Annotated in this window: 22 protein-coding genes; 11 read left to right on the top strand and 11 right to left on the bottom strand. The window is 39.5% G+C overall.

Annotated features, from left to right (window positions below):
* Positions 1-13 precede the first annotated feature (13 nt).
* Positions 14-496 carry a GNAT family N-acetyltransferase gene (locus tag ACFSY7_RS09665; protein ID WP_380147705.1) on the bottom strand — a complete coding sequence of 161 codons (483 nt, stop codon included), beginning with the start codon at positions 494-496 and terminating at the stop codon, positions 14-16.
* A 145-nt stretch (positions 497-641) separates the two neighbouring features.
* Between ACFSY7_RS09665 and ACFSY7_RS09660 the strand changes: the two genes are divergently transcribed.
* From ACFSY7_RS09660 to ACFSY7_RS09650, 3 genes are all read left to right on the top strand, one after another.
* Positions 642-2,036 (top strand): YfcC family protein, encoded by a 1,395-nt coding sequence (locus ACFSY7_RS09660; protein ID WP_126990839.1) that lies wholly within the window; start codon positions 642-644, stop codon positions 2,034-2,036.
* Between the two features lie 70 nt (positions 2,037-2,106).
* Complete coding sequence (locus ACFSY7_RS09655) at positions 2,107-2,976, top strand: NAD(P)-dependent oxidoreductase (RefSeq protein ID WP_380147704.1); 870 nt, start codon at positions 2,107-2,109, stop codon at positions 2,974-2,976.
* Between the two features lie 249 nt (positions 2,977-3,225).
* Positions 3,226-4,128, top strand: a complete 903-nt coding sequence (locus ACFSY7_RS09650; protein ID WP_380147703.1) for a chemotaxis protein — start codon at positions 3,226-3,228, stop codon at positions 4,126-4,128.
* A 111-nt stretch (positions 4,129-4,239) separates the two neighbouring features.
* On the opposite strand, the gene ACFSY7_RS09645 is transcribed toward ACFSY7_RS09650, so the two are convergent.
* On the bottom strand, positions 4,240-4,674 hold the full coding sequence (locus ACFSY7_RS09645; RefSeq protein WP_020189291.1) for a YkyB family protein: 435 nt from the start codon (positions 4,672-4,674) through the stop codon (positions 4,240-4,242).
* A 151-nt stretch (positions 4,675-4,825) separates the two neighbouring features.
* Here ACFSY7_RS09645 and ACFSY7_RS09640 point away from each other — a divergent pair, with 151 nt between their 5' ends.
* From ACFSY7_RS09640 to ACFSY7_RS09615, 6 genes are all read left to right on the top strand, one after another.
* Positions 4,826-6,364, top strand: a complete 1,539-nt coding sequence (locus tag ACFSY7_RS09640; RefSeq protein WP_380147702.1) for a Ppx/GppA phosphatase family protein — start codon at positions 4,826-4,828, stop codon at positions 6,362-6,364.
* 1 nt (position 6,365) lies between these two features.
* A complete protein-coding gene (locus ACFSY7_RS09635; protein WP_020189293.1) occupies positions 6,366-8,480 on the top strand; it encodes an RNA degradosome polyphosphate kinase in 2,115 nt (704 codons plus the stop codon).
* A gap of 228 nt (positions 8,481-8,708) precedes the next feature.
* Positions 8,709-9,146, top strand: a complete 438-nt coding sequence (cbpB, locus tag ACFSY7_RS09630; protein WP_020189294.1) for a cyclic-di-AMP-binding protein CbpB — start codon at positions 8,709-8,711, stop codon at positions 9,144-9,146.
* A 77-nt stretch (positions 9,147-9,223) separates the two neighbouring features.
* The gene (locus ACFSY7_RS09625) at positions 9,224-10,120 is read left to right on the top strand and encodes a LysR family transcriptional regulator (protein ID WP_020189295.1); all 897 of its coding nucleotides are present in this window, start codon (positions 9,224-9,226) and stop codon (positions 10,118-10,120) included.
* Between the two features lie 95 nt (positions 10,121-10,215).
* Complete coding sequence (gene dapD, locus ACFSY7_RS09620; protein ID WP_126990836.1) at positions 10,216-10,929, top strand: 2,3,4,5-tetrahydropyridine-2,6-dicarboxylate N-acetyltransferase; 714 nt, start codon at positions 10,216-10,218, stop codon at positions 10,927-10,929.
* Positions 10,930-10,990: 61 nt separating this feature from the next.
* On the top strand, positions 10,991-12,121 hold the full coding sequence (locus ACFSY7_RS09615) for an N-acetyldiaminopimelate deacetylase (protein ID WP_380147701.1): 1,131 nt from the start codon (positions 10,991-10,993) through the stop codon (positions 12,119-12,121).
* Between the two features lie 158 nt (positions 12,122-12,279).
* Here the strand turns inward: ACFSY7_RS09615 and ACFSY7_RS09610 are convergent, their stop codons facing one another.
* On the bottom strand, positions 12,280-13,449 hold the full coding sequence (locus ACFSY7_RS09610; RefSeq protein WP_380147700.1) for an MFS transporter: 1,170 nt from the start codon (positions 13,447-13,449) through the stop codon (positions 12,280-12,282).
* 159 nt (positions 13,450-13,608) lie between these two features.
* Between ACFSY7_RS09610 and ACFSY7_RS09605 the strand changes: the two genes are divergently transcribed.
* Positions 13,609-14,247 carry a TetR/AcrR family transcriptional regulator gene (locus ACFSY7_RS09605; RefSeq protein WP_380147699.1) on the top strand — a complete coding sequence of 213 codons (639 nt, stop codon included), beginning with the start codon at positions 13,609-13,611 and terminating at the stop codon, positions 14,245-14,247.
* Between the two features lie 125 nt (positions 14,248-14,372).
* Here ACFSY7_RS09605 and ACFSY7_RS09600 read toward each other — a convergent pair whose 3' ends face one another.
* The 8 genes from ACFSY7_RS09600 to ACFSY7_RS09565 form a co-directional block, all read right to left on the bottom strand.
* Positions 14,373-14,828, bottom strand: a complete 456-nt coding sequence (locus ACFSY7_RS09600) for a CoxG family protein (RefSeq protein WP_380147697.1) — start codon at positions 14,826-14,828, stop codon at positions 14,373-14,375.
* Between the two features lie 21 nt (positions 14,829-14,849).
* Positions 14,850-16,475 (bottom strand): FAD-binding protein, encoded by a 1,626-nt coding sequence (locus ACFSY7_RS09595; protein ID WP_380147696.1) that lies wholly within the window; start codon positions 16,473-16,475, stop codon positions 14,850-14,852.
* Positions 16,476-16,684: 209 nt separating this feature from the next.
* Positions 16,685-17,761, bottom strand: coding sequence for an ABC transporter substrate-binding protein (locus ACFSY7_RS09590; RefSeq protein WP_380147695.1), 1,077 nt, complete (start codon positions 17,759-17,761; stop codon positions 16,685-16,687).
* Complete coding sequence (locus ACFSY7_RS09585) at positions 17,761-18,552, bottom strand: ABC transporter permease (protein ID WP_020189303.1); 792 nt, start codon at positions 18,550-18,552, stop codon at positions 17,761-17,763. Before ACFSY7_RS09585 ends, ACFSY7_RS09590 begins: the two co-directional genes overlap by 1 nt.
* Positions 18,539-19,363, bottom strand: coding sequence for an ABC transporter permease (locus ACFSY7_RS09580; protein ID WP_020189304.1), 825 nt, complete (start codon positions 19,361-19,363; stop codon positions 18,539-18,541). The genes ACFSY7_RS09585 and ACFSY7_RS09580 overlap by 14 nt, the downstream gene beginning before the upstream one ends.
* A complete protein-coding gene (locus ACFSY7_RS09575; protein WP_020189305.1) occupies positions 19,353-20,453 on the bottom strand; it encodes an ABC transporter ATP-binding protein in 1,101 nt (366 codons plus the stop codon). The genes ACFSY7_RS09580 and ACFSY7_RS09575 overlap by 11 nt, the downstream gene beginning before the upstream one ends.
* Before the next feature lie 15 nt (positions 20,454-20,468).
* Positions 20,469-21,011 carry a helix-turn-helix domain-containing protein gene (locus ACFSY7_RS09570; RefSeq protein ID WP_020189306.1) on the bottom strand — a complete coding sequence of 181 codons (543 nt, stop codon included), beginning with the start codon at positions 21,009-21,011 and terminating at the stop codon, positions 20,469-20,471.
* 256 nt (positions 21,012-21,267) lie between these two features.
* Positions 21,268-21,936: a LytTR family DNA-binding domain-containing protein gene (locus tag ACFSY7_RS09565; protein WP_380147694.1), complete on the bottom strand. Its 669-nt coding sequence runs from the start codon at positions 21,934-21,936 to the stop codon at positions 21,268-21,270.
* Between the two features lie 201 nt (positions 21,937-22,137).
* On the opposite strand from ACFSY7_RS09565, the gene aceA reads away from it, so the two are divergent.
* Positions 22,138-23,409, top strand: coding sequence for an isocitrate lyase (gene aceA / locus ACFSY7_RS09560; protein WP_126990831.1), 1,272 nt, complete (start codon positions 22,138-22,140; stop codon positions 23,407-23,409).
* Positions 23,410-23,500 lie beyond the last annotated feature (91 nt).

Genomic DNA, 23,500 nt, shown 5'->3' with positions numbered 1-23,500 from the left:
AGGAAATCTTCATTTATTTTTGGAATTCTAAAATAAAACTTTGCTGTGTTTTTGCATGCAGTGTGAATGGCTTTTCATCAACCTTCTTAAAGCCATGGTGCTGCCAAAATTGCAGAGCCTTTGTATTTTCTGCGAGTACGCTTAGGCGGAATTTGTGTCCAGGGGCTAGCTCTTCTTTTAATTGCTGCATAATAAAGGAGCCTATTCCTTGTCCCTGAATGCGAGGGGATAGTAGCAATAAGCCAATATAGATGGTATTTACTGTTGGGTAATCGTCAACATATACGAGCACACCAACAAGTTCTTCCTGAAAATGTATTAATATGTAATGATGCTGCCAAGGTGCCACTCCTTCTGGACGGGTGTTGAGGTCTGCATGCACATCCTCACGCGTCGCTTCCTGGCCACCAGATAATAAGAAATATTGGGTATTTTCCTTATATAATGAAAAAACTTCCTCGAAATAGTGTGATTCATAGTCAGTAAATGTAAGCATGCGCAGTCCTCCTGTAATGTAAATTTAATTTATGACAAATGAGTTGAAAGGCTTGTATAAAAATATAGTGTTGTGTATAATTATTTCTGTTTTTAAGATAGTTTACGTCTTTTGAAAAGGTGTATTAAGAGGAGAACAATAACATATGAATAAAAAAGAAAAGAAAGGCCTTGCTGGTGGTGTTAATGCATATGTATTAATTTTTGCATTACTTGTGATTTCAGCTATTTTAACGTACATCGTACCAGCAGGTCATTATGATACAAAAGATCAAGATGGCCATAGCGTCATTATTGCAGAGTCATTTAAATTTATAGAAAATACCCCAGTCGGATTCTTAGATATTTTTACAAGTATTCACCAGGGTATGGTGAACGGTGCCGGTACGATTTTCTTCGTATTAATCATCGGTGGTGTATTCGGTATTATGAATGCAACTGGTGCACTGGATACGTTTATCGTGACATTTGCTGAAAAAATGAAACGTAAAGAAAAACTGATGATTCCAGTGTTCGTATTATTCTTTGCGGTTTGTGGTTCAACAATGGGTATGAGTGATGAAGTAGCGGTGTATGTGGCATTAATCGTGCCATTAACAATTGCATTAGGCTTTGATGCAGTGACTGGTTTTGCGATTGTTGTCATGGGGGCTTGGATGGGCTTTACAGCTGGTTTCCTTAACCCATTCTCAACAGCTGTAGCACAGGGTATTGCAGAGTTACCAACCTTCTCAGGTATGGGCTTACGTTTAGTCGTATTTGCGATTTTTGTCATTATGGCGTCGATTTTCATTTACCGTCATGCGTCAAAAGTTCAAAAAAATCCGGAGCTTGGTATTTATGGCAAGTTCGAAAAATTTAGTCCAAAAGATAAAGATAAAGATATTAAAATGACAGGTCGTCATAAGCTTGTACTAATCGTCTTTTTATTAAACTTTGTTGTGTTAATTTTAGGTGTGAAACTGTATGATTGGTATATTCCAGAGCTAGCAGGGTTATTCTTATTAGCAGGTATTATCATGGGTATTGTTGGTGGTTTAAGTCCATCAGGCATCGCAGATAATTTTGTGAAAGGTGCGAGTGAATTAATCGGTGGTGCGTTAATTATCGGTTTAGCACAAGCGGTATTAGTTGTGTTCCAAAATGGTGGCTTACTTGATACGATGCTTCATTATATGAGTGATTTATTACAAGGTGTGCCATCTGCGTTAACTGCTGTGGCGATGATGTTCATTCAAATGATTATCAACTTCCTTGTACCATCACAAAGTGGTCAAGCAGCATTAACGATGCCAATCATGGCACCACTTGCAGATTTAGTCGATGTGACGCGTCAAACAGCTGTACTTGCGTTCCAATTAGGGGACGGGATTGCTGCTTTATTATTCCCTACAAACGGTGCTTTAATCGCCGCACTTGCAGTTGCCGGTATTCCGTGGAATAAATGGGTACGCTGGTATTTCCCATTCTTCGTTATCCAAGTGATTGTCAGCATTATCATTTTAGTTGTGGCACACTTTATTAATTACGGTCCATTCTAAATTTTTTTATGAAAGAGCAGCGCTATTAGGCAGCTGCTCTTTTTTGATACAATAAATGCAAAAGGGGGAAATGATGATGACAAATATTGCGTTTATTGGTACAGGGGTTATGGGTCAAGGCATGATTAAGAATTTTTTAAAGGCGGGGCATACGGTTCATTTGTATACGCGTACAAAGGAGCGTGCACTGCCGCTAGTGGAGCTAGGTGCTACATGGTATGATACCGCACAAGCAGCAGCAGAGCAGGGGGATATTATTTTTACAGTAGTAGGTTATCCGAAAGATGTAGAGGAAGTTTATTTTGGTGATCATGGTATTTTTAAAGCGGCACAGCAAGGGAAAATCGTTGTTGATATGACAACCTCTCAGCCCGCACTGGCGAAGAAAATTGCCGATGCTGCACAAGCATTTGGCATGGAGGCACTAGATGCACCCGTGTCAGGTGGCGATATTGGCGCGCAAAATGGCACCTTATCCATTATGGTAGGGGGCTCAAAACAAGCTTTTGAGAAAGTAACACCATTATTTGAAGTTATTGGTCAAAATATTGTGCTACAAGGCGAGGCGGGTGCAGGACAGCATACAAAAATGTGTAATCAAATTGCTATTGCGACAAATATGATTGGCGTTTGTGAGGCGCTTGCTTATGGTAAAAAGGCCGGTCTTGATATGGAACGGGTTTTACAATCGATTGCGACAGGTGCAGCGGGCTCATGGTCACTAAGTAACTTAGCACCGCGTATGTTGCAAGGTGATAAGGAGCCAGGCTTTTATATTAGGCATATGATTAAGGATATGGGCATTGCGCTGGATGAAGCTTCGCGCATGGAGCTTAAGCTTCCCGGCTTAGCAATGGCTAAAGCGATGTATGATGAGCTTTCAGCAAAAGGGTATGACCAAAATGGTACACAGGCATTAATTGATTACTATGAAATGTAAATGTTTTGTAAAAGTCATTTGGAAGGACCATTCTTTTTGTGGTTTTACGCTATTATTAAAAAGTCCCTTAGGAAATATTTGAAATTTACAGAAGACGCATATTTATTATCCGAAATCGGGTAATAGATAAAAAGATATGGTAAATACGATGTGTTTATTTAGAGGTTAATCGTGATATTTGGCTATATTGTCTATATGCAATATGGTACAATGGGTGTAATAAATTATGCCTGAGGGGGCGATTTTTCAATGGAAAGTAACAAAGGTATTTTGTTAGAGAGTGGTACAAATGAGCTTGAAATTGTCGAATTTGAAGTGGCTTCTAACAAATTCGGGATTAATGTTATTAAAGTAAAAGAAATTATTCAACCGATTGAAGTAACATTTATTCCGCACGCACACCCACATGTAGAAGGTATTGTGCAGCTACGCGGAGAGGTGTTACCGGTTGTTGATATGCAAAAAGTACTCGGCGTTCCAACACAAAATTATAGTGAGCAACAAAAGTATATTGTCGCGGAATTTAATAAACAAAAAGTCGTTTTCCATGTCGATAATGTCACAAAAATCCATCGTATTTCATGGGATCAAATTGAAAAACCGTCTGATATGTATCAAGGTGGTGGCTCACAGGTAATTGGTGTTATTAAGCGTGAAGATGGTATGTTATTATTACTAGATTTTGAGCGCATTATGGTAGATATTAATCCTGAATCAGGTATTCAAATTGAGTCTGTGAAAAAATTAGGCGAGCGTGAGCGTAGCGATAAGAAAATTATTGTCGCGGAAGATTCACCGCTATTACGTAAACTTCTAAATGATACGCTTGGAGAAGCGGGTTATACGAATATTGAGTTCTTTGAAAATGGTAAAGATGCTTATGAATTTTTAGAGTTTAGTGCGACGCGTGGCGATATTGCGGATTATGTCCAATTAATCGTAACGGATATTGAGATGCCACAAATGGATGGCCATCATTTAACGAAAAAAATTAAATCAAGTGCACAATTACAAAAGTTACCGGTTATTATTTTCTCAAGTTTAATCACAGATGACTTGCGACATAAGGGTCTTGAAGTTGGTGCAGAAGAGCAAATTAGTAAACCTGAAATTGCTGAACTTATTTTAAAAATTGATCAATACATTCTATAAAAATGAGTTACGGTAGAACGAAATAAGAACGGCTGTGTAATGTTTCGTTATCAGGTTCGGCACATACAAAAACCCGCACCGAAGTGCGGGCTTTTGTATGCGTATAGGATGTTAATAACCGTAAAAATAACTAGAAGAATTAGTCATTCTCGTTTTTTGCGGTTGTTTTGGTATCATTTCTGGTGAGGTTTTTGTAAATAAATGAAGAATACGCTTTGCCTCGTTCAGGCTCATTTGACGCTTAGGATTTCGGTATTGTCGATCTAATTGTCCAAGATGGGGCAACTGCCGAAAATCCTCTTTTTTCGGCGGTGTATGAAAATAATAATCTGCACATTGAATTAATACGGTAGATTGTTGTTTGCTGAATTTGGGGTTTTCTACAAAATGTAACCCTATTTTCTTTGCGCGTTTTGTGCGAAGTAATTCACAAATGGCGTTACGTTTTAAAGCGTAAAGTCCTCGGTTATCAATTGCTGTTTTGGCATGTTTATTGACGGTGAAAACAGCTAAAGCTAAGTCATTATTGCTAAATAAATTCGTCATGAAAAGCCCACCTTTCTCATCGGGAAATAACTGAGAAAATTCAGAGCATTCAATTTAATAGTCAATATCCATCATATCAATGTTTATAGAAAAAGTATACAGTATATAGTATAGAGAGAATAGCAGCTATTACAGTAAAGGACGTGCCAACATGACAGAGTATAAAACAGCCATTATCGACATCGGTTCGAACACTGTTCGTCTAGTTATCTATCACTATGAACAGCTTAGAGGATTAAAGGAAATTGAAAACGTAAAAGCGGTTGCGCGATTACGAAGTTTTATTGATGATACAGGTATTTTAGTAGAAGAGGGCATTGAACGGTTAGAAGGAATTTTACATTCATTTAATGAAATATTAGAGGATTATAATGTGGAGCATGTTCGCGCAATTGCGACAGCATCTATTCGTCAAGCACAAAATGGGGCGGCGATATTAGCACGCATGAAAGAAGTTGTTGGCGTGGATATTGAGCTTTTATCGGAACGCCAAGAAGCTTTTTATGGCTACTTTGCGGTTGTGTATACAACTTCTACCCCATCTGGTGTGACGATTGATATGGGCGGCGGTAGTACGGAGCTAACGTATTTTGATGAGAAAGAATTAATGCAGTCAATTAGCTTACCATTTGGTTCGGTATCACTGAAGCAACAGTTCGTTGCAGGGGAGGTACTGACGGCGGATGAACGCCAAAGTGTGTATGATTTTGCCATCGCGCAGTTCAGTACGATTCCATGGCTGAAGGATTTAAATTTACCAGTCATTGGAATCGGCGGTAGTGCGCGTAATATGGCCACTTTTGATCAACATCGTAATAACTATCCGCTGTCGGGTGTTCATCAGTATCGTATTACACGAAAAGACTTTTTAGAAATTGCTGAAACACTTACATCAATGCCACTAGAGCAACTTCAAAAATTAGATGGCTTATCTAGTGACCGTGCGGATATTATCGGCCCGGTTATTGAGGTGTTCCATGCGTTAATGGATGTCGTAGGGGCACAAAAATTTCAGTTCAGTCGCAAAGGACTGCGTGAAGGTCTTGTCATTCACCGCATCCTAAAGCAAAATCCACATGCCTTTGATCGCTATGATGTTTTCTCGACGACGGCCAAATTTTTATGTGCTGAGTTTGGAAAGGATCAAGGGCAAATCAAGCATCATGAATACTTAGCGGAAATGTTGTACAAGCAACTAGGTGATATTGGCGCTGTTGATTTTGAACGCCAAAATTTACGTTTATTATTAAATGCTGCAAAAGTATATTTCTTAGGCGAATACATTGATAAAGACGCGGCAAGTCAGCATACCTTTTACATTTTATCGAATCGCGCTATCGATGGCTTAAATCATAAGGAGCGCGTGCGTCTAGCGCTGATGGCCTCGTATAAAAATAAAGATAATTTCAAGCGCTATGCGGCGCCTTTTGAGCAATGGTTCTCGGAAGATGAATTGAAGATATTATTTGAGCTAGGCTCGATTTTAAAATTTACGTATGCGCTCGATGCGACAAAACGTAATGTTGTACGTAAGGTGCGTCTGTTCGACAAAGGGGAAGTCGTTGAGATGTATATTTACACAAACAGCAATTCGTTAGCTGAGCAATACCGTGCAAATCGCCAGACCAAGCATTTAGAGCGATTGATCAAAAAAACGATTGAACTACACTTTATAGAAGAGGAAGGATAATATGGACCAAAAGTTAGCTACATTACAAGAGATTGCGCAACCAAAATATTATAATAATCGTGAACTAAGTTGGTTAGCATTTAATGAACGTGTTTTAGAGGAAGCGGAGGATGAACGAAATCCATTACTTGAGCGTCTACGTTTTCTAGCTATTTTTAGCTCGAATTTAGATGAATTTTTCATGGTACGTGTTGCAGGGTTACAGGACCAGGTAAAGGCCGGATTTCATAAGCCTGAAAATAAAGCAGGCTTAACACCGAAAGAACAGCTCGCGCGTATTGAAGCGCGCACACGACAATTAATTACACGTCAAATTGATGTGTATAAAGAGCTAGTTTTTCAGCAGCTACCACGTGAGCAAGTATTTATTCGAAAGATGGATTCGTTAACGGTAGAACAACATGAATTTATCCAAAACTATTTTGATGAAACCATTTTTCCGGTACTAACACCGATTGCGGTTGATGCGTATCGTCCATTTCCGACGCTATTAAATAAAACACAGAATTTAATTGTACTATTAGAGCGCGAAGAGGAAGAGGACGAGGAATTGCGTAAAAAAATGGCGATTGTGCAAGTGCCATCTGTTCTTGATCGTTTCATTCAATTACCGAGTGCACAGCATGAAATTCATGGCGTGCTGTTAGAAGATGTAATCGTTCAAAATATCGATGAAATGTTTCGAGGTTATAAGGTGAAGTCTGTGCAAGGATTCCGCCTAACACGTAATGCCGATTTAACAATTCATGAAGAGGGCGCACGTGATTTACTTGTTGAAATTGAAAAGGAATTAAAAAAACGTAAATGGGGCGCAACAACACGTATTGAAGTGCGCTCAGGCGAGATGGATGACGATATGCTGAAATATCTTCTAGAAGAGTTAGAGGACTGGGATGCGCAGGTTTTCCGTTTAGATGGACCGCTTGATCTAACGTTTTTATTTAGTTTCTGTAAAAAAATCGCAGAGGGTCGCGAGCAGCTTGAATACGAAAGCTTTATTCCACAGGTGCCGCTATCACTTGAATCAGATGAAGATTTATTTGAAAAAGCATTAAAAGAAGATTTATTTTTCCACCATCCATATGAATCATTCCAGCCGATTGTTGATTTTGTTACGGAAGCGGCAGAGGATCCCGATGTACTAGCCATTAAGCAAACCTTGTATCGTGTTAGTGGAAATTCGCCGGTTATTCGTGCATTAAAGCAGGCCGCAGAGAATGGCAAGCAAGTGACGGTATTAGTAGAATTAAAGGCTCGTTTTGACGAGGAAAATAATGTTCACTGGGCCAAGGAGCTTGAGCAGGCAGGCTGTCTCGTAATTTATGGTATGCATAATTTAAAAACGCATTCTAAAATTACATTAGTTGTTCGTAAGCGCCAAGGACATATCGAACGTTTCGTCCATCTTGGTACCGGAAACTATAATGATGCGACGGCAAAAATTTATACGGATATGGGCATCATTACAACAAATAAAAAAATCGGTGCGGATGCGACAAATTTCTTTAATTATTTAAGTGGCTATACAGAAAAACCGAATTTTGAACATCTAGTCGTATCACCATTCGATATTCGTGATGAATTTTTAGCATTAATTGATGAGGAGATTGCCTTCCAGCAACAATATGGCAACGGCCAAATTCGTGCGAAAATGAACTCGTTAACAGATAAGGATTTAATTATGAAATTGTATGAGGCCTCGGTGGCTGGGGTGAAAGTTGATTTAATTATTCGAGGCATTTGCTGCCTACGCCCAGGAATTCCAGGAATAAGCGACAACATTACGGTAACGAGTATTGTCGGACGCTTCTTAGAGCACTCGCGCATTTATTTATTCCATCATAATGGTGAAAATAAGCTGTATTTATCTTCTGCTGATATGATGACGCGTAATATGATTAAGCGTGTGGAGATTTTATTCCCGATTTATGACAAGGGAATTAAGCAACGTATTTTAGATACGATTGATTTAGAGCTTTCGGACAATATGAAGGCACGTATTCAAGATGCGAATGGTGTTTATCATTATAAGAGAGCTTCCGCAAATGACAAATTAATTAATAGTCAAGAAACATTTTTAAAGCAGGCATACCGTGTATTAAATGATGAGGAATAGCATGTAAATAAAAAGGAAGTTAGGGCATAGAAGCATATGCCTTAGCTTCTTTTTTACATGATTATTTGGAAATTCCTATAGTGTATAGATATGCATAAAAAATCTAATAACTGTATAAAAAGGCTGTTTGAAAACGTTTTAGTTAGTATAAATGTCTTATTGTATGATATGATAAATTGGAAGATAGGTTGTAAAACTTCCTAGAATAGATAGAAGGGGTAGAGGGATATGATTTCTTTAAGTAAGAAAGAATTTTTAGAAATGCCCGTAGAAGAGTTTATCATTCCTGCTGAGAAAGTAGCGCATGTGCAGCTCGGTAATAATGTCGAGCATGCACTACTTGTTTTAACAAAGAGTGGTTACTCAGCAATTCCCGTACTCGATCCAACATACCGTTTTTGTGGCCTAATCAGTGCGCGCATGATTATGGATTCCATCTTAGGTTTAGAGCGCATCGAATACGATAAATTAGCTGACAAAGTAGTTGATGAAGTCATGGATGAAAATATTGCGACGTTAAATGTACATGAGACATTCAGTAAAGCATTGGAGCTTGTTATCAACCATGCATTTTTATGCGTTGTAGATGATGCAGGGCGATTTGTTGGCATTATGACGAGACGTGTCATTTTAAAACAATTAAAAAAATATGTATATCAATCGTAACGATCAGAGGCATCAATTGATGCCTCTTTTTTTGTACTCTGTTAAAATGAAGTCATGAAGCAAGGAGGAATTTAAGCATGACTACATCTGAAGCAGAAATTATGAAAATCCTCGCTGAAGAAGGCAATATGCGCCGCGCTGCAGAGCGACTTTTCTTATCGCAACCAGCACTGTCACAGCGTCTACAAACAATTGAAAAGGATTGGGGCGCTAAATTATTTTTACGTTCACAAAAGGGGCTAACTGCAACGCCTGCAGGAGAGCTTGTGATTCAATATGCAAATGAAATGATTATGCGTCGCGAGGAAGTATTTGAAACCCTTCAGGCACTGAATTCAAAAGTACATGGTACGCTAAAAATTGCCTGTGCCTCGATTGTTGGCCATACGTGGCTACCGAAAGTATTAAAGGAATTTGTGACGCAGTATCCAGATGCGAAAGTATCGCTTATTACAGGGTGGAGCTCTGAAATTTTGCGTGCGATTTATGAAGGAGAAGCACATATTGGCATTATTCGTGGTAATACGGATTGGAAGGGTCCGAAAGAGCATTTATTCCGCGATACGCTCTATTTAGTTGATACGGAGATTGAAACGCTTGAGGAAGTATTTGAAACAGAGCGCCCATTTATTCAATTTAAAAGTGACTCGAATTACTTTCAGGAGATTCAACAATGGTGGCAACGGCATTTTACGTCAAATCCAAAACATCAAATTTTAGTCGACCAAATTGAGACATGTAAGCAAATGGCCCTTAACGGCATTGGCTATGCGATTTTACCGTCGATCACACTAAGTGGTACGGAAAATATTAACCGTATTAACTTAAATGCGGATTCAAAGGATTTTGAGCTTACACGTGATACGTGGTTAATTGGCTATGAATCATCACTTCAATTACGCCAAGTGCAAGCATTTACCAACATTGTGAAGCAACAAGCACAGTGTTTATATGATTATTCGAATAATAAATAGCAAATAATATGATTTTTCGAACAATTTAGAATGAAATTTCTCCTGAAATCATGTACAATGAAATATATTTCATTACATAGGAGGAATTTGTCACGATGGAAAAATTAAATGCACAAGAAATTATTGCATACTTAGCAAATGCAGAAAAAGCAACACCCGTAAAAGTTTATGTAAAAGGTGAAGGTGTAGCGGCACTTGATTTTGGTACAGATAGCCAAGTTTTCGGTGAAGGGAATACAGCTGTTGTATTCGGTAACTGGAAAGAAATCGAAGCAGTGTTAGAGGCGAACAACAACATTATCGAAGATTATGTTATTGAAAATGATCGTCGTAACTCAGCAGTACCAACACTTGATTTAAAAGGAATCAATGCGCGCATCGAACCAGGTGCAATTATTCGTGACGAAGTAGCTATCGGTGACAATGCAGTTATTATGATGGGTGCAGTAATTAATATTGGTGCAGAAATCGGTGCACGCACAATGATCGATATGAATGCTGTATTAGGTGGTCGTGCAACAGTTGGGGAAGATTGTCACGTTGGAGCAGGCGCTGTGTTAGCAGGCGTTATTGAACCACCAAGTGCAGATCCGGTTGTGCTTGGCAACAATGTAATGGTTGGCGCAAATGCCGTTCTTTTAGAAGGTGTACAAGTGGGCGAAGGCGCAGTTGTTGCGGCTGGCGCGATTGTGACACAAGATGTACCAGCTTATACAGTTGTTGCAGGTGTTCCAGCAAAAGTCATTAAAGAAATCGATGAAAAAACAAAATCAAAAACAGAAATTATGCAAGATTTACGTAAAATCTAATAAATAAAAGCTGTCTCAATGGTTTTTTGAGATGGCTTTTTTTAATAATGGGGATGAGAACATGAAGGAACTACGAGAAATTCGACGCGCATTACATCAAATTCCTGAGATTGGCTTTCAGGAATTTAAAACACAGGCATATTTATTAGAAGTAATTAATGAATATATGCAACCCTATTTTCATGTGGATACATGGCGTACAGGGATTATTTTGACGATTGATGGGAAAAGCCCACAGCTAAAAATTGGCTGGCGCACGGATATTGACGCACTCGCTATTACAGAAGAGACAGGACTTGAATTTGCATCGACACATCCAGGATTTATGCATGCTTGTGGACATGATTGTCATATGACGATTGCGCTCGGTCTTGTACAAGATTTTGCGAAGCAGCAACCGGATAATACGATTATTATTTACTTCCAGCCTGCAGAGGAAAGTCCGGGTGGTGCGAAACCAATGCTTGAATTTATGAAGGCAGAGCGCCCCGATTTATTACCCGATTATTTATTTGCATGCCATGTTGCACCGGAGTATCCAGTGGGAACTGTTGCGACGCGTCCAGGGATGCTGTTTGCGAATACATCTGAGCTGTTTATCGACTTAAAAGGTCAGGGCGGTCATGCGGCACGTCCACATTTAACGAAGGATATGACGGTTGTTGCAGCCAATTTAATTTTACAATTGCAGACGATTGTTAGCCGTAATGTCGATCCACTTGATAGTGGTGTTGTAACGATTGGTAAAATGACGAGTGGTGTTGTGCAAAATATTATTGCTGAAAATGCGCGCCTTGAAGGCACTATTCGCACAATGTCAGCGGAATCGATGACGTTAATTAAAGAGCGTATAGTAAAGCTATGTAAGGCAACCGAGATTGCTTATGATTGTGAGGTGACAATTGACTGGGGCTCTGGCTATTACCAGGTGTCCAATGATGAGGATTGTGCACGTGCATTACTTGATTACGCAGCACAGTGTGACGGTGTAGAGGCCTATGAATGTGATGCGGCCATGACGGGGGAAGATTTTGGCTTCTTCTTAAAAGAATTACCAGGCGCAATGTTCTGGGCAGGTGCCAACACGCCATATGGCTTACATGATGCTCAGATGAGTCCAGATGAAGCATTACTTGATACGAATGTCGCGTATGTTGCCGGCTTTTTACGTCAATTTAACGGGAAAGCATAAAAGAATCGATAGAAAGAGGTTTTGACATACGTGTAGAAATCACCTCTCATAGGAGCATAAGAAAAACCGGAATCGCGCGGTGGCGCGGTTCCGGTTTTTCGTTGCGAACGCTAAAAAAGGAAAATGACATGTTTTGTCCCAGTCTCTTTTTTAATTTGTTAAAGTGCTGGTTGTTTTCGTGACCAGCGATATAAAACAAGGTAGCCTATAAATAAAATAATAGCGCCTAATACAAATGGTGAGTCTAGCTTCCAGTCAACGAGTGTACCAGCAAGTGCTGGCCCAATGACGTTTCCAAGAGACATATAGGCGGTATTCATGCCGGCTGCATAGCCTTGCTCATTGCCAGCAGATTTTGATACGAGTGTATTGATTGCTGGGCGAATAAGTGTCGTCGCGATTTGGAAGATGGTTGCGACAAGCATAATAATAAAGTAGCCGCTGACAAAAATCATTAAAATAAAGGAAATGGCTGCAACTACAAGGCTCCAGAGCACAATGCGTAGTTCGCCAAATCGTTTGAACAGTCGGCTAAGTAGTACACCTTGAATAATAACCCCAGCAAAACCACCAATAGTCATTAAAATGGCAATATCATTCGGTGAGTAATCAAATTTGTATGTTAAATAAATTGATAGGGTTGCTTGGAAGTTTGAAATCCCAAATGAGAAAATAAAGACAATGACAAGCATAATAAAATAAGGCTTTTTAAAGGAGCGCATAATTTCTTTTACGATATTATTAGAGGCTTCTGATGCTGCTGCAACAGTCAGTGCGGTTTTCGGTAAGAAAATCACAGACAAAATGGCTGTTACAATGGCTGCGCCACCCGCGAAATAAAACGGAAAATGGATATTAACATTCGATAAGGCACCACCGATACCAGGTCCAATCATAAAGCCAAATGAGATAGCAGCGCCAATCAGTCCCATCGCTTTTCCCCGTTCTTCAAGCGTTGTAATGTCGGCTGCATAGGCCATAACGGATGGCATAATAAAGGCTGACCCAACACCTGTTAAGAAGCGCCATAAAAATAATTCAACTAAATGGCCTGATAGTGCAAAGCCAATTTGTGCGATCCCCGTCATCACTAAGCCAAAGACAATTAGTTTTTTACGACCAATACGATCAGAAAGATTGCCGGCTAGTGGAGAAAAAATAAATTGTGCAAAGGCAATGATAGCGATTAGAAAGCCGAGTACTTGACCGGCCGCGCCAAATGTTTTTAAATAAGCAGGCATGATCGGAATAATTAATCCGATACTACTCATAGTAATAAACATAATAAACATGAGTAGGAAGAGTGCAAAGCGATTATGTTTGTTCATACGCGTCTCCTTACTATTTCTTGAATTCAAGCTTTTCATCTAATTCGATTATATCCTTGCTGGAACCATTGCCGCAAGGAGTGCGAATTAATTCAGTATAAAGTCGTAGATGACGGGTATAGTAAGGAAGGATACCTTAGAATAAGGAGGAGAGACATTATGAAAAAAATTGAACGACGACAAAAGATTGTGGATGCGGGCAGGATACTATTTGCGACGCAGGGCTTTGAACAAACGACGATGCAAAATATAGCAGATGAAGCGGCAATTGGTGTCGCGACTGTTTTTCGTCATTTTCCGCGCAAAGAGCTCATTCTTTTTGAAATCGTCTCACAGCTTTATAAAGATCAAATACCACGTTTTGAACATATTGAAAACTTAGGCATTTCACCGCTTGAAAAAGTGAATTTGATTTTAGAGGCATACATAGATTATCTATCAGAGGAAAATTTTGAAATGACGAAAATTCTTGAAACATTTGAGTTATATGTGGCATTTTATGATGTAGAGGATGAAGTGCTCGCACAAATTCAGCGCGTCTTTCGCTTAATACCGGCACTCATTACGAGAATATTAGAGCAAGGGCAGCAGGACGGTAGCATTCGAAGAAATCTAGAAAGCCCTAAAATTGTCACGACGATTATTAATTTATTTGGGACCGCGATTAAAAAGTATTCACTACATGCCTCAACAAAAAGCTTAGCGAGCTATATGCCAGCTGTTGAAGAGCTCTATACGGTAAAAGATTTTTTAATTGAGCATGTTATTAAAAATAATGAAAAAGAGGCTGAGACATAAGTGTAAAAACAACCTCTCCTATGAGCATAAGAAAAACCGGAATTGCGCTGTGGCGTGGTTCCGGTTTTTCGTTTCGAACGCTAAAAAAAGAAAATGACGTGGTTTGTCCCAGTCTCTTTTTGCATCTATAAGTGAACTTTATTGATTTCTAGCATTTTTTCAACGATAGCATTTGTTAGCTCTTCCGTTGTTGTTGGAACGAATTTTTTAAGAATTTGGTTAATCATCGCGCCCATTTTACCGCCAGCAGTAATGTCTAAATGACCTGTCATCGTTGTGTTGTAATCATCGACGCGCTCTGCTTTGAAGTAACCGCCACCATTAAAATTATCCGATAACCCTGTTAAGTCAAAAATAACTTCTGAAGGTTCATTCCATTCTTTAATGTCGACGCCTAGTTTTACTTTTTTCTTCATAAAGCCAAGGTCGCCTTTAAATTCCCACGTTGATTCGCGCTCACTTTTAATTTCGTGTGCGATATAGCCGGGTACAAGTGGTGCCCAGTTATTCATATCTTGTACGAAATCCCAAATTTGTTCGATATTTAATGGTACGTTTACTGTATATGTTCCTTGTGGCATGCTGATTCCTTCTTTCGCGTGTTAGTGTGTTGCGGCATGTTTGCCGGCTAAGAAACCGAATGTTAAAGCAGGACCGATTGTACCGCCAGCACTTGGATAAATAGGGCCTAATGGATTGGCAGAAGCATTACCGGCCGCGTATAAGCCTTTAATCGGCTCGTTCGCATATGTCATGACTTGACCATGCTCATTAATGCGCGGGCCACCATTCGTTCCAAGGGCACTTAAGTAAACAGGCACGGCGTAAAATGGTGCTTGCTCGATTTTTCCTAAGTTATTTTCAGGGCTACCGCCGCCAGTTGTGAGGCCTTCGAATTGGATTGTACCGCGGTGGAAGTCTGTGTCTTCTTTTTGTTCACAGAAGCCATTCCATTTTTCTACTTCCGCTTCTAAACCATCCGGATCGACACCGATTTTTTCTGCTAACTCACGAATCGTAGGTGCTTGATCAAGCCAGTCTGGAATTGGATCGCCAGGTGACATCGTAATAATCAATTTTGAATCTTTTAGTTGTTGGTCAAAAACCATCCAAACAGGACCTTTGTTCGGAAATTCTACCGCTACTGGATCATACTCGAACATCGCACGTGGCATATCATTGTATGTCGTTGCCTCGTGCACGAAACGTTTGCCGTATTTGTTAACGATAATTGAGTTTGGACCTTCACGACCGCCACCTAACTGTGCCATCACATTGTCCTCGTACTCGAACGTTGGGTCGACCATTGCAGGATACCACCAAGCCTCACTCATATTATCCAGTGCTGCACCAGCCTTCATTGACATTAAAAGCGCATCGCCTTCGTTGCCAGGAGGTGTAACTGGGGTTGGAATTTCTGCTTTCAAGAATGACTTAACAAGCTGTTTATTCCACTCGAAACCACCTGAAGCTAAAACAATCCCTTTGTTTGCACGAATATATTTTTTATCACCATTCACTGTTTCGGCTACAAGACCAATAATTGTGCCATCTTCATCAGCAATGAGCTCTTTACCAGCAATCTCTGTTTGTACAGTGACGCCGCGGTCTAAACACCCTTTTAATAATGAAGCGATTAATGCGCGCCCCATCGTTACGATATTGTTCTCCATGCGGTCAGCTACGACTTCAAAGTCAATGCCACCAACAGCGCCACCTTCTTCTAATGTCAGTGGTGGGAAAATAGGATTTTGACGTAAGACGTCGCCCCATTCGCCAATTTCATTTAAGTCAAATGGTAGGGGGTCTAATGAGCGCGTGCCATTTTTAAGTCCTTCTGGCATATGCGCATAATATTCTGGATAGCCAGCAGGTGTTTTAAATTTAACCGGCGTGTGCTCGCGTAAAAATTCAATCACTTTTGGTGCATTGTCTACAAAAACATCAATCATATGGTCATCTGCGCGACCTAGTGCTAAACGTTTAATAAAAGTAGCGGCTGCTTCTGCTGAATCTTCATAGCCAGCCTCTTTCATGTAAGGATTATTTGGAATCCATGGCACACCACCAGAGAAAGCGGTAGAACCACCAATTTGATTCGTTTTTTCAAGTGCTAAAACATTAGCGCCTTCTTCGGCTGCAGATAAAGCTGCAGATAAAGCGGCACCTCCTGTACCAAGAACAATAACATCTACTGTTTGATCCCAATTTGTTGGATGCGTCGTCATTAAAAACACCTTTTAAAATTCAAAATTGATAGTGTCACTATCAATTTTGATTCTATAAGAATTTGGTATAAAAGTAAAACGAAAAATGCGAAAAAATCTATTTTAATTCAAAATATTGTATTTTGAACTTTTATTTTCTTTTATTGATATGGATTTTTGCTTCTGCATGCAACAAAAAAAGCACCGCAATTGCGGTGCTTTTTCGTTGATTATTGAAGCGACATTTTGAATTTTAAGAACAATTCATTGTATTCACCAATTTTTTCTTTTCCTAAGTCTTTATAAACGTGTAGATTTTTGCGTACTTCCGCTGATGGGTAGTAGCGCTCATCATGAATGACTTCAGGGTCTAATAATTTCAGTGCTGCTTTATTTGGTGTTGAATAGCCGACATAATCGGCATTTTGTGCTGCATTTTCAGGGTCTAGCATAAAGTTAATAAATTTATGTGCGCCTTCAACGTTTTTAGACGTTTTTGGAATAACCATATTATCAAACCATAAGTTAGAGCCTTCATTTGGAACGCTGTATGTTAAGTCTTCATTATCATACATCATATCTGCGGCTTGTCCTGACCATGTAAGAGCAGCAGGCGCATCGCCGTTGACCATTAGCTGTGTCACTTCATCGCCAATAACTGCTTTTACATTTGGTGATAATTTGATTAATTTATCTGTCGCCTTATTTAATTCTGTAGAATCCGTTGAGTTAAGTGATAAATTCATGCTGTTTAAGCTCATCCCCATGACTTCACGTGCACTATCAACAAGCAATACTTCGCCTTTTAAGGAAGGGTCCCATAATTGATCCCACGATGTGAAATCTAAGTCTTTTTTCAGCATTTTTGGATTGTATACAATACCGACTGTTCCCCAGAAGTAGGGGATAGAGTATTCATTTTTTTTATCGAAATCTAAATCTAAAAAATCCTCATCAATATTTTTTAAATTCGGTATTTTACTGTGGTCTACTGGTAGCAGTAAATCTTTTTGCTTCATTTGTTCAATCGTATATTCAGACGGAATGGCGATATCGTAATTTGTACCGCCTTGATCTACTTTCGTAATCATCGCCTCATTTGAGTCAAATGTTTCGTAAATAACTTGAATGCCTGTTTCTTTTTCAAACTTCTTCAGTAATGCAGGGTCAATATATTCACCCCAGTTATAAACCGTTAAAATATTTGCTCCGCCTTGTGAGGATGTTTTATCAAGTGAATTGACGAGATACATGAGTGCGGCGCATACAAAGGCAATCGCAATGATTGCTTTCACAAGATTTTTCATTATTTGCGCACTCCTTTCACTTTACGTGTTGTGACGAAGTAATAACCAAGTACAAGGAGCATCGTTACAGCGAAGACGATACCGCTTAATGCATTGACCGTTAATGAAACACCGGCACGTGCCATTGAATAAATTTCAACAGACAGCGTCGAGAAGCCATTCCCTGTAACGAAGAATGTTACGGCGAAATCATCGAGTGAATACGTCAATGCCATAAAGAATCCAGCGAAAATACCCGGTTGAATATATGGTAAGATGACGCGCGTTAGTACTTCTTTTTTCGAAGCACCTAAATCAAGTGCTGCATCGATTAAGGTATTCGACATTTCTTGCATTTTTGGTAATACCATAATCACAACGATTGGAATACTAAAGGCGATATGGCTAAGTAATACAGAGATAAACCCAAGCTTGATGCCAACCATTGTGAATAAAATTAAGAAAGATGCCCCGATAATAACATCTGGGCTAACGATTAAAATATTGTTTAGTGATAATACGGTATTGCGTAGCTTGCGGTTACGCATCGTTTGAATGCCAATAGCACCCATTGTACCGATAATTGTAGCGATTAATGCAGACAAGAGCGCTACAACAACGGTATTTAATAAAATAACGACAAGGCGCGAATCCGCAAAGACATCTTTATAATGATCGAGTGTAAATGATTTAAAGTTTGTCATCGAGTCACCACTATTAAACGAATAGAAAATTAAGAAGAAAATCGGCGCGTATAGCACGATAAAAACAAGTGCTAGATAGACTTTAGAGCCTGTATTAATTTTTGTCACGACGAGACGCTCCTTTCTTTCTCTTTTCGCCAGTGAAGGCCATGATGATAAACATAAAGATAATTAAGAATACGGCGATTGTCGAACCCATACCCCAGTTTTGCGTCACAAGGAATTGCTGCTCAATGGCTGTACCCAGTGTAATCACATGGTTACCAGCGATTAGACGCGTAATCATAAACAGGGATAATGCAGGGATAAAGACTGCCTGAATGCCTGCTTTAATGCCATCCATTGTTAGTGGAATCATGACGCGGCGTAGTGTATAAAGGCGAGAAGCACCTAAATCACGAGAGGCGTCTAATAAGGCAGGGCTTAGTTTATCAATCGAGTTAAAAATCGGTAAAATCATAAATGGAATGAAAATATAAACGGATACGAATACAAAGCTTGCACTCGTAAATAGCATTTGTTGTTTTTCAAGTCCGATTGCTGATAAGAATGCATTAATTGGACCGCTTTGACCGAGGATACCGATAAATGCATATGTTTTTAATAATAAGTTAATCCATGATGGAATAATAATTAGCATGAGCCAGAGTTGTTTATTTTTAAGACGTGAAATAATGAATGCAGCTGGGTACGACACAACTAGACAGAACAAGGTAATTAAGAAGGCATACCAGAAGGAACTCAATGTCATTTTTAAATAAACAGGTGTTAAAAAGTTTTTATAGTTTTCGAATGTGAAGTTGCCTTCTAAATCGAGTAGGGAATAGTAGCCTACTAAAATGATTGGTGCGATAACAAATAAGGCAATCCATACATAATAAGGTACGAGCGTTAAGCTACCGCTACGCTTATTTTGCATGTTCTTCGTCCCCGTATGATTCTAGGCGTGCGTCAAACTCTTCTTCAGTTTCATTTGGACGCATAATATGAATGGCATCCGGTTCGAAGTCTAAGCCGATTTTTGCACCAACATCAGCTTTTTTCAGCGAGTGGATAAGCCATTCATTGCCATTGTCGTCATAAGTAGATAGCTCGTAGTGAACACCGCGGAATAATTGTGTATCAACGGTTACCGGGATTTTCCCATTTTCGACCGTTGTAATTTCTAAATCCTCTGGGCGAATAACAACGTCTACTTTTTCATGTGGATTTAGCCCTTGGTCGACACATTCAAATGTTTTGCCGATAAACGATACTTCAAAGTCTCGCTCCATAATGCCTTCGACAATATTTGATTCGCCGATGAAATCCGCAACGAAGCGGTTGATTGGTTCATCGTAAATATCGACAGGAGAGCCGCTTTGCTGAATTGTTCCTTGGTTTAACACGAAGATTTCATCACTCATCGCAAGTGCTTCCTCTTGGTCGTGGGTAACGAAAACAAATGTTTTACCAAGGCGTTGTTGTAATTCACGTAACTCATATTGCATTTCTGTACGTAGTTTTAAATCAAGTGCTGATAATGGCTCATCTAATAAAATAATTTCAGGGTCATTGACGATGGCGCGTGCAATTGCAACACGTTGGCGCTGACCACCTGACATTTCTTGAATTTCGCGTGAGCCATAGCCAGCTAAGTTTACGAAGCGAAGTGCTTCTTCTACGCGTTCCTTAATCACTTTCTCTTTTAACTTTTGAATGCGCAAGCCGAATGCGACATTTTCAAAAACATTTAAATGAGGGAAAAGTGCATAGTCCTGGAAAACCGTATTTACTTGACGTTCATTGGCGGGCACATTGTTGATTTTATTGCCGTTGAAATAAATTGTGCCTTGTGAGGGTTCCATAAAGCCTGCAATTAAGCGTAGAATGGTTGTTTTACCACAGCCAGAGGGACCTAGTAATGTGTAGAACTTTCCACGCTCCATTTCGAAGCTGATGTCTTTTAAAACGACTGTACCGTCGTCATATGTTTTTGATACGTTGTCAAAACGAATAATCGTGTCCATAAGAGAGCCTCCTAATTACAAATATGAGTCTGTTGCGACGAGTAAAATTTTTGTTTGTCCGTCATGGTCATTAAATAATTGGTGATGGTCAGAAGCCTCAAAGTAAAGGGCATTCCCTTTTGTAGCGATATAATGCTCTTTACCAAGTTCGAGGCGTAGACGACCTTCGACGACATAAATAAATGTTTCCGATTGGGATGGCTCAAAGTGCTTGAACTCACCATGTGCTTCCAATGTTAAAAGCACTGGCTCCATTTCTTTTTCATTTGATGTTGGAATCAGCCACTGAAGATGAAAATGTTTTTCTTCATCGGTATAAAGTGTTTGATCTTCTTCCATATAAACAACTTTTTGCTCTGTCACATCATCATCAAAAAATTCCTTTGGTGTTGAACCAAGTACTTCTAATAATGAAAAGAGTGTTTCAATTGATGGGGAGTTTAAATCGCGTTCAAGCTGCGAAATATATCCTTTACTTAAATCTGTGCGTTCACCAAGTTCCTCTTGCGTGAGGCCTTTTTTTAGGCGCAGACGTTTTATTTTTTTACCGATTTGCATGTCGTTGCTCCTCGTCATTTACTATAGGTAAACTTCTAGTAAAGAAAGTTTACTTTAACCATACTTTTAGTAAAGAAAGTTTACTTTAACAAAACTTAAAGTTTACTCAAACGTTATTTATTATACAAAATTGACGTAAATTTTCAACTCCTTTATGAAAAAAAGAATCTAACAGTTGTATTACACAAATAAAAATATGTAAACATGAAAAAAACTAAAGCGAAAAACCGCGCCGTAGCAAGGTTTTTCGTTTTAGTTAAAATTCGAGTGCTTTTCGTAAGTCGGCAACATAACTTTGACTTACCGGTAAATGCGTACCATCACGTGTCACAATAACGAGATTGGATGTAATATCACGTGAAATTTTTGAAATATTATGAATATTTATGATGAATGAACGGTGTATCCGAATAAATTCTTCAGGTAAGCGCTCGGACAATTCCTTCATTGTTAAGGACACCTGGTATTGCTGTCCTTCTATATAAAACCAGTTTTTCTTATTGTAGCTTTCAAAATAGGCAATGGTTGAGACAGCTACAGGCATCCATTCGTCTTCGAGGCGACCTGTCACAAATTTTAGCGTCGGGCTTTGATGTTTTGCATAAGATGGAGGTAAGACGACGACTAAAGCAGCATCGCGCTCTTGAATGGTAATCGGATAGCCCACACCGTAGTAAGAAGCCTTTGTCTCTTGGTCTTCGATAAGCTGTGCGACTTTTTGTTTTTTCGTAATGGTTTGATAAGCAATACTTGTCTCAGCTGGCTGTGTCCCAATTTGTACACGAATGTCGTAATGCTTGGGTGCGTAATAAATATATTGTTCTTCATATGCGAGCGCAATGGTCGCATCCTTTGGCATCCAATCTTCCCATAGAACCTGATATTGTACTAATACATCCTGTAGCTGCATATCTGTTACAGTCATTTCCTTACCTCCTAAAGTAGAATTAAAACGGTTTCATCTAGCATTATACCGTTTTATCATGAATAATGGGTATTTTATCCAAAAAATGATACAAACTTTTAATCTTTGTTATATAGTAGTTTACAACAAATGATAACTGTTATGCAACACAAGAACAGAACATCGTTGTTAACTTTATCAGATAGAGGGAGAGGATTTATAATGACAAATCAAACAGCACAGCAATTAGAGCAACAATGGAAAGAGGCTCGTTTCGAAGGTGTAGAGCGTCCGTACACTGGGGAAGACGTTTTAAAATTACGTGGTTCTGTATTAGTTGAACAAACACTCGCAACACGTGGCGCAGCTCGCTTATGGAACTCATTACACACAGAGCCTTTCATCAATGCCTTAGGTGCTTTAACTGGTAACCAAGCAATGCAACAAGTAAAAGCAGGTTTACAAGCGATTTACTTATCAGGCTGGCAAGTAGCAGCGGATGCAAACATTGCGGGCCAAATGTATCCAGACCAATCATTATACCCAGCAAACTCTGTACCACAAGTTGTAAAACGCATTAACCAAACGCTACAACGTGCTGATCAAATCGATACAGCAGAAGGTCGCGGCGGTGAATTCGACTGGTTCGCACCAATCGTAGCAGATGCTGAAGCAGGCTTCGGTGGCCCACTAAACGTATTCGAGTTAGTAAAAGGCATGATCGAAGCGGGCGCAGCAGGTATCCACTTAGAAGACCAATTAGCTTCTGAGAAAAAATGCGGTCACTTAGGTGGTAAAGTATTACAACCAACACAAACAGCGGTACGTAACTTAGTAGCAGCTCGTTTAGCAGCAGACGTAATGGGCGTTGATACGATTATCATCGCACGTACAGATGCAGACGCAGCAGATATGGTTACATCTGACATTGATCCATACGATGCACCGTTCTTAACAGGTGAACGTACACCAGAAGGTTTCTACCGTACAAATCCAGGTATTGAGCAAGCGATTTCTCGCGGCCTAGCGTACGCACCTTATGCAGACCTAGTATGGTGTGAAACATCAAAACCTTCATTAGAAGAAGCGCGTCAATTCGCTAATGCCATTCATGAACAATACCCAGGAAAAATGCTAGCATATAACTGTTCGCCTTCATTCAACTGGGAAGCGAATTTATCACAAGATGAAATTGCTGAATACCAACGCGAATTAGGTAAGCTTGGCTACAAATTCCAATTCGTAACATTAGCTGGCTTCCATGCATTAAATCACTCAATGTTTGAACTTGCGAATGACTACAAAGATAATGGGATGGCAGCATACTCAAAACTGCAACAAGCTGAGTTCGCTTCAGAGTCAAAAGGCTATACAGCGACGAAGCACCAACGTGAAGTAGGTACAGGTTACTTTGATGAAGTATCACAAATCATTTCAGGTGGTACATCTTCTACAACAGCAATGGCTGGCTCAACAGAAACAGCACAATTCTAATTTTTCATAAGCAATCTATACTGCGGGATTAAATTTTTTGACCGTGAGCATAGACGATATGGGCGCCTCCGTATCCGATAGGTTCATGCAA

Source organism: Kurthia populi (assembly GCF_042686175.1).
In the GTDB taxonomy this organism is placed as follows: domain Bacteria; phylum Bacillota; class Bacilli; order Bacillales_A; family Planococcaceae; genus Kurthia; species Kurthia populi.
This window is presented reverse-complemented; position numbering and strand designations above follow the sequence as displayed.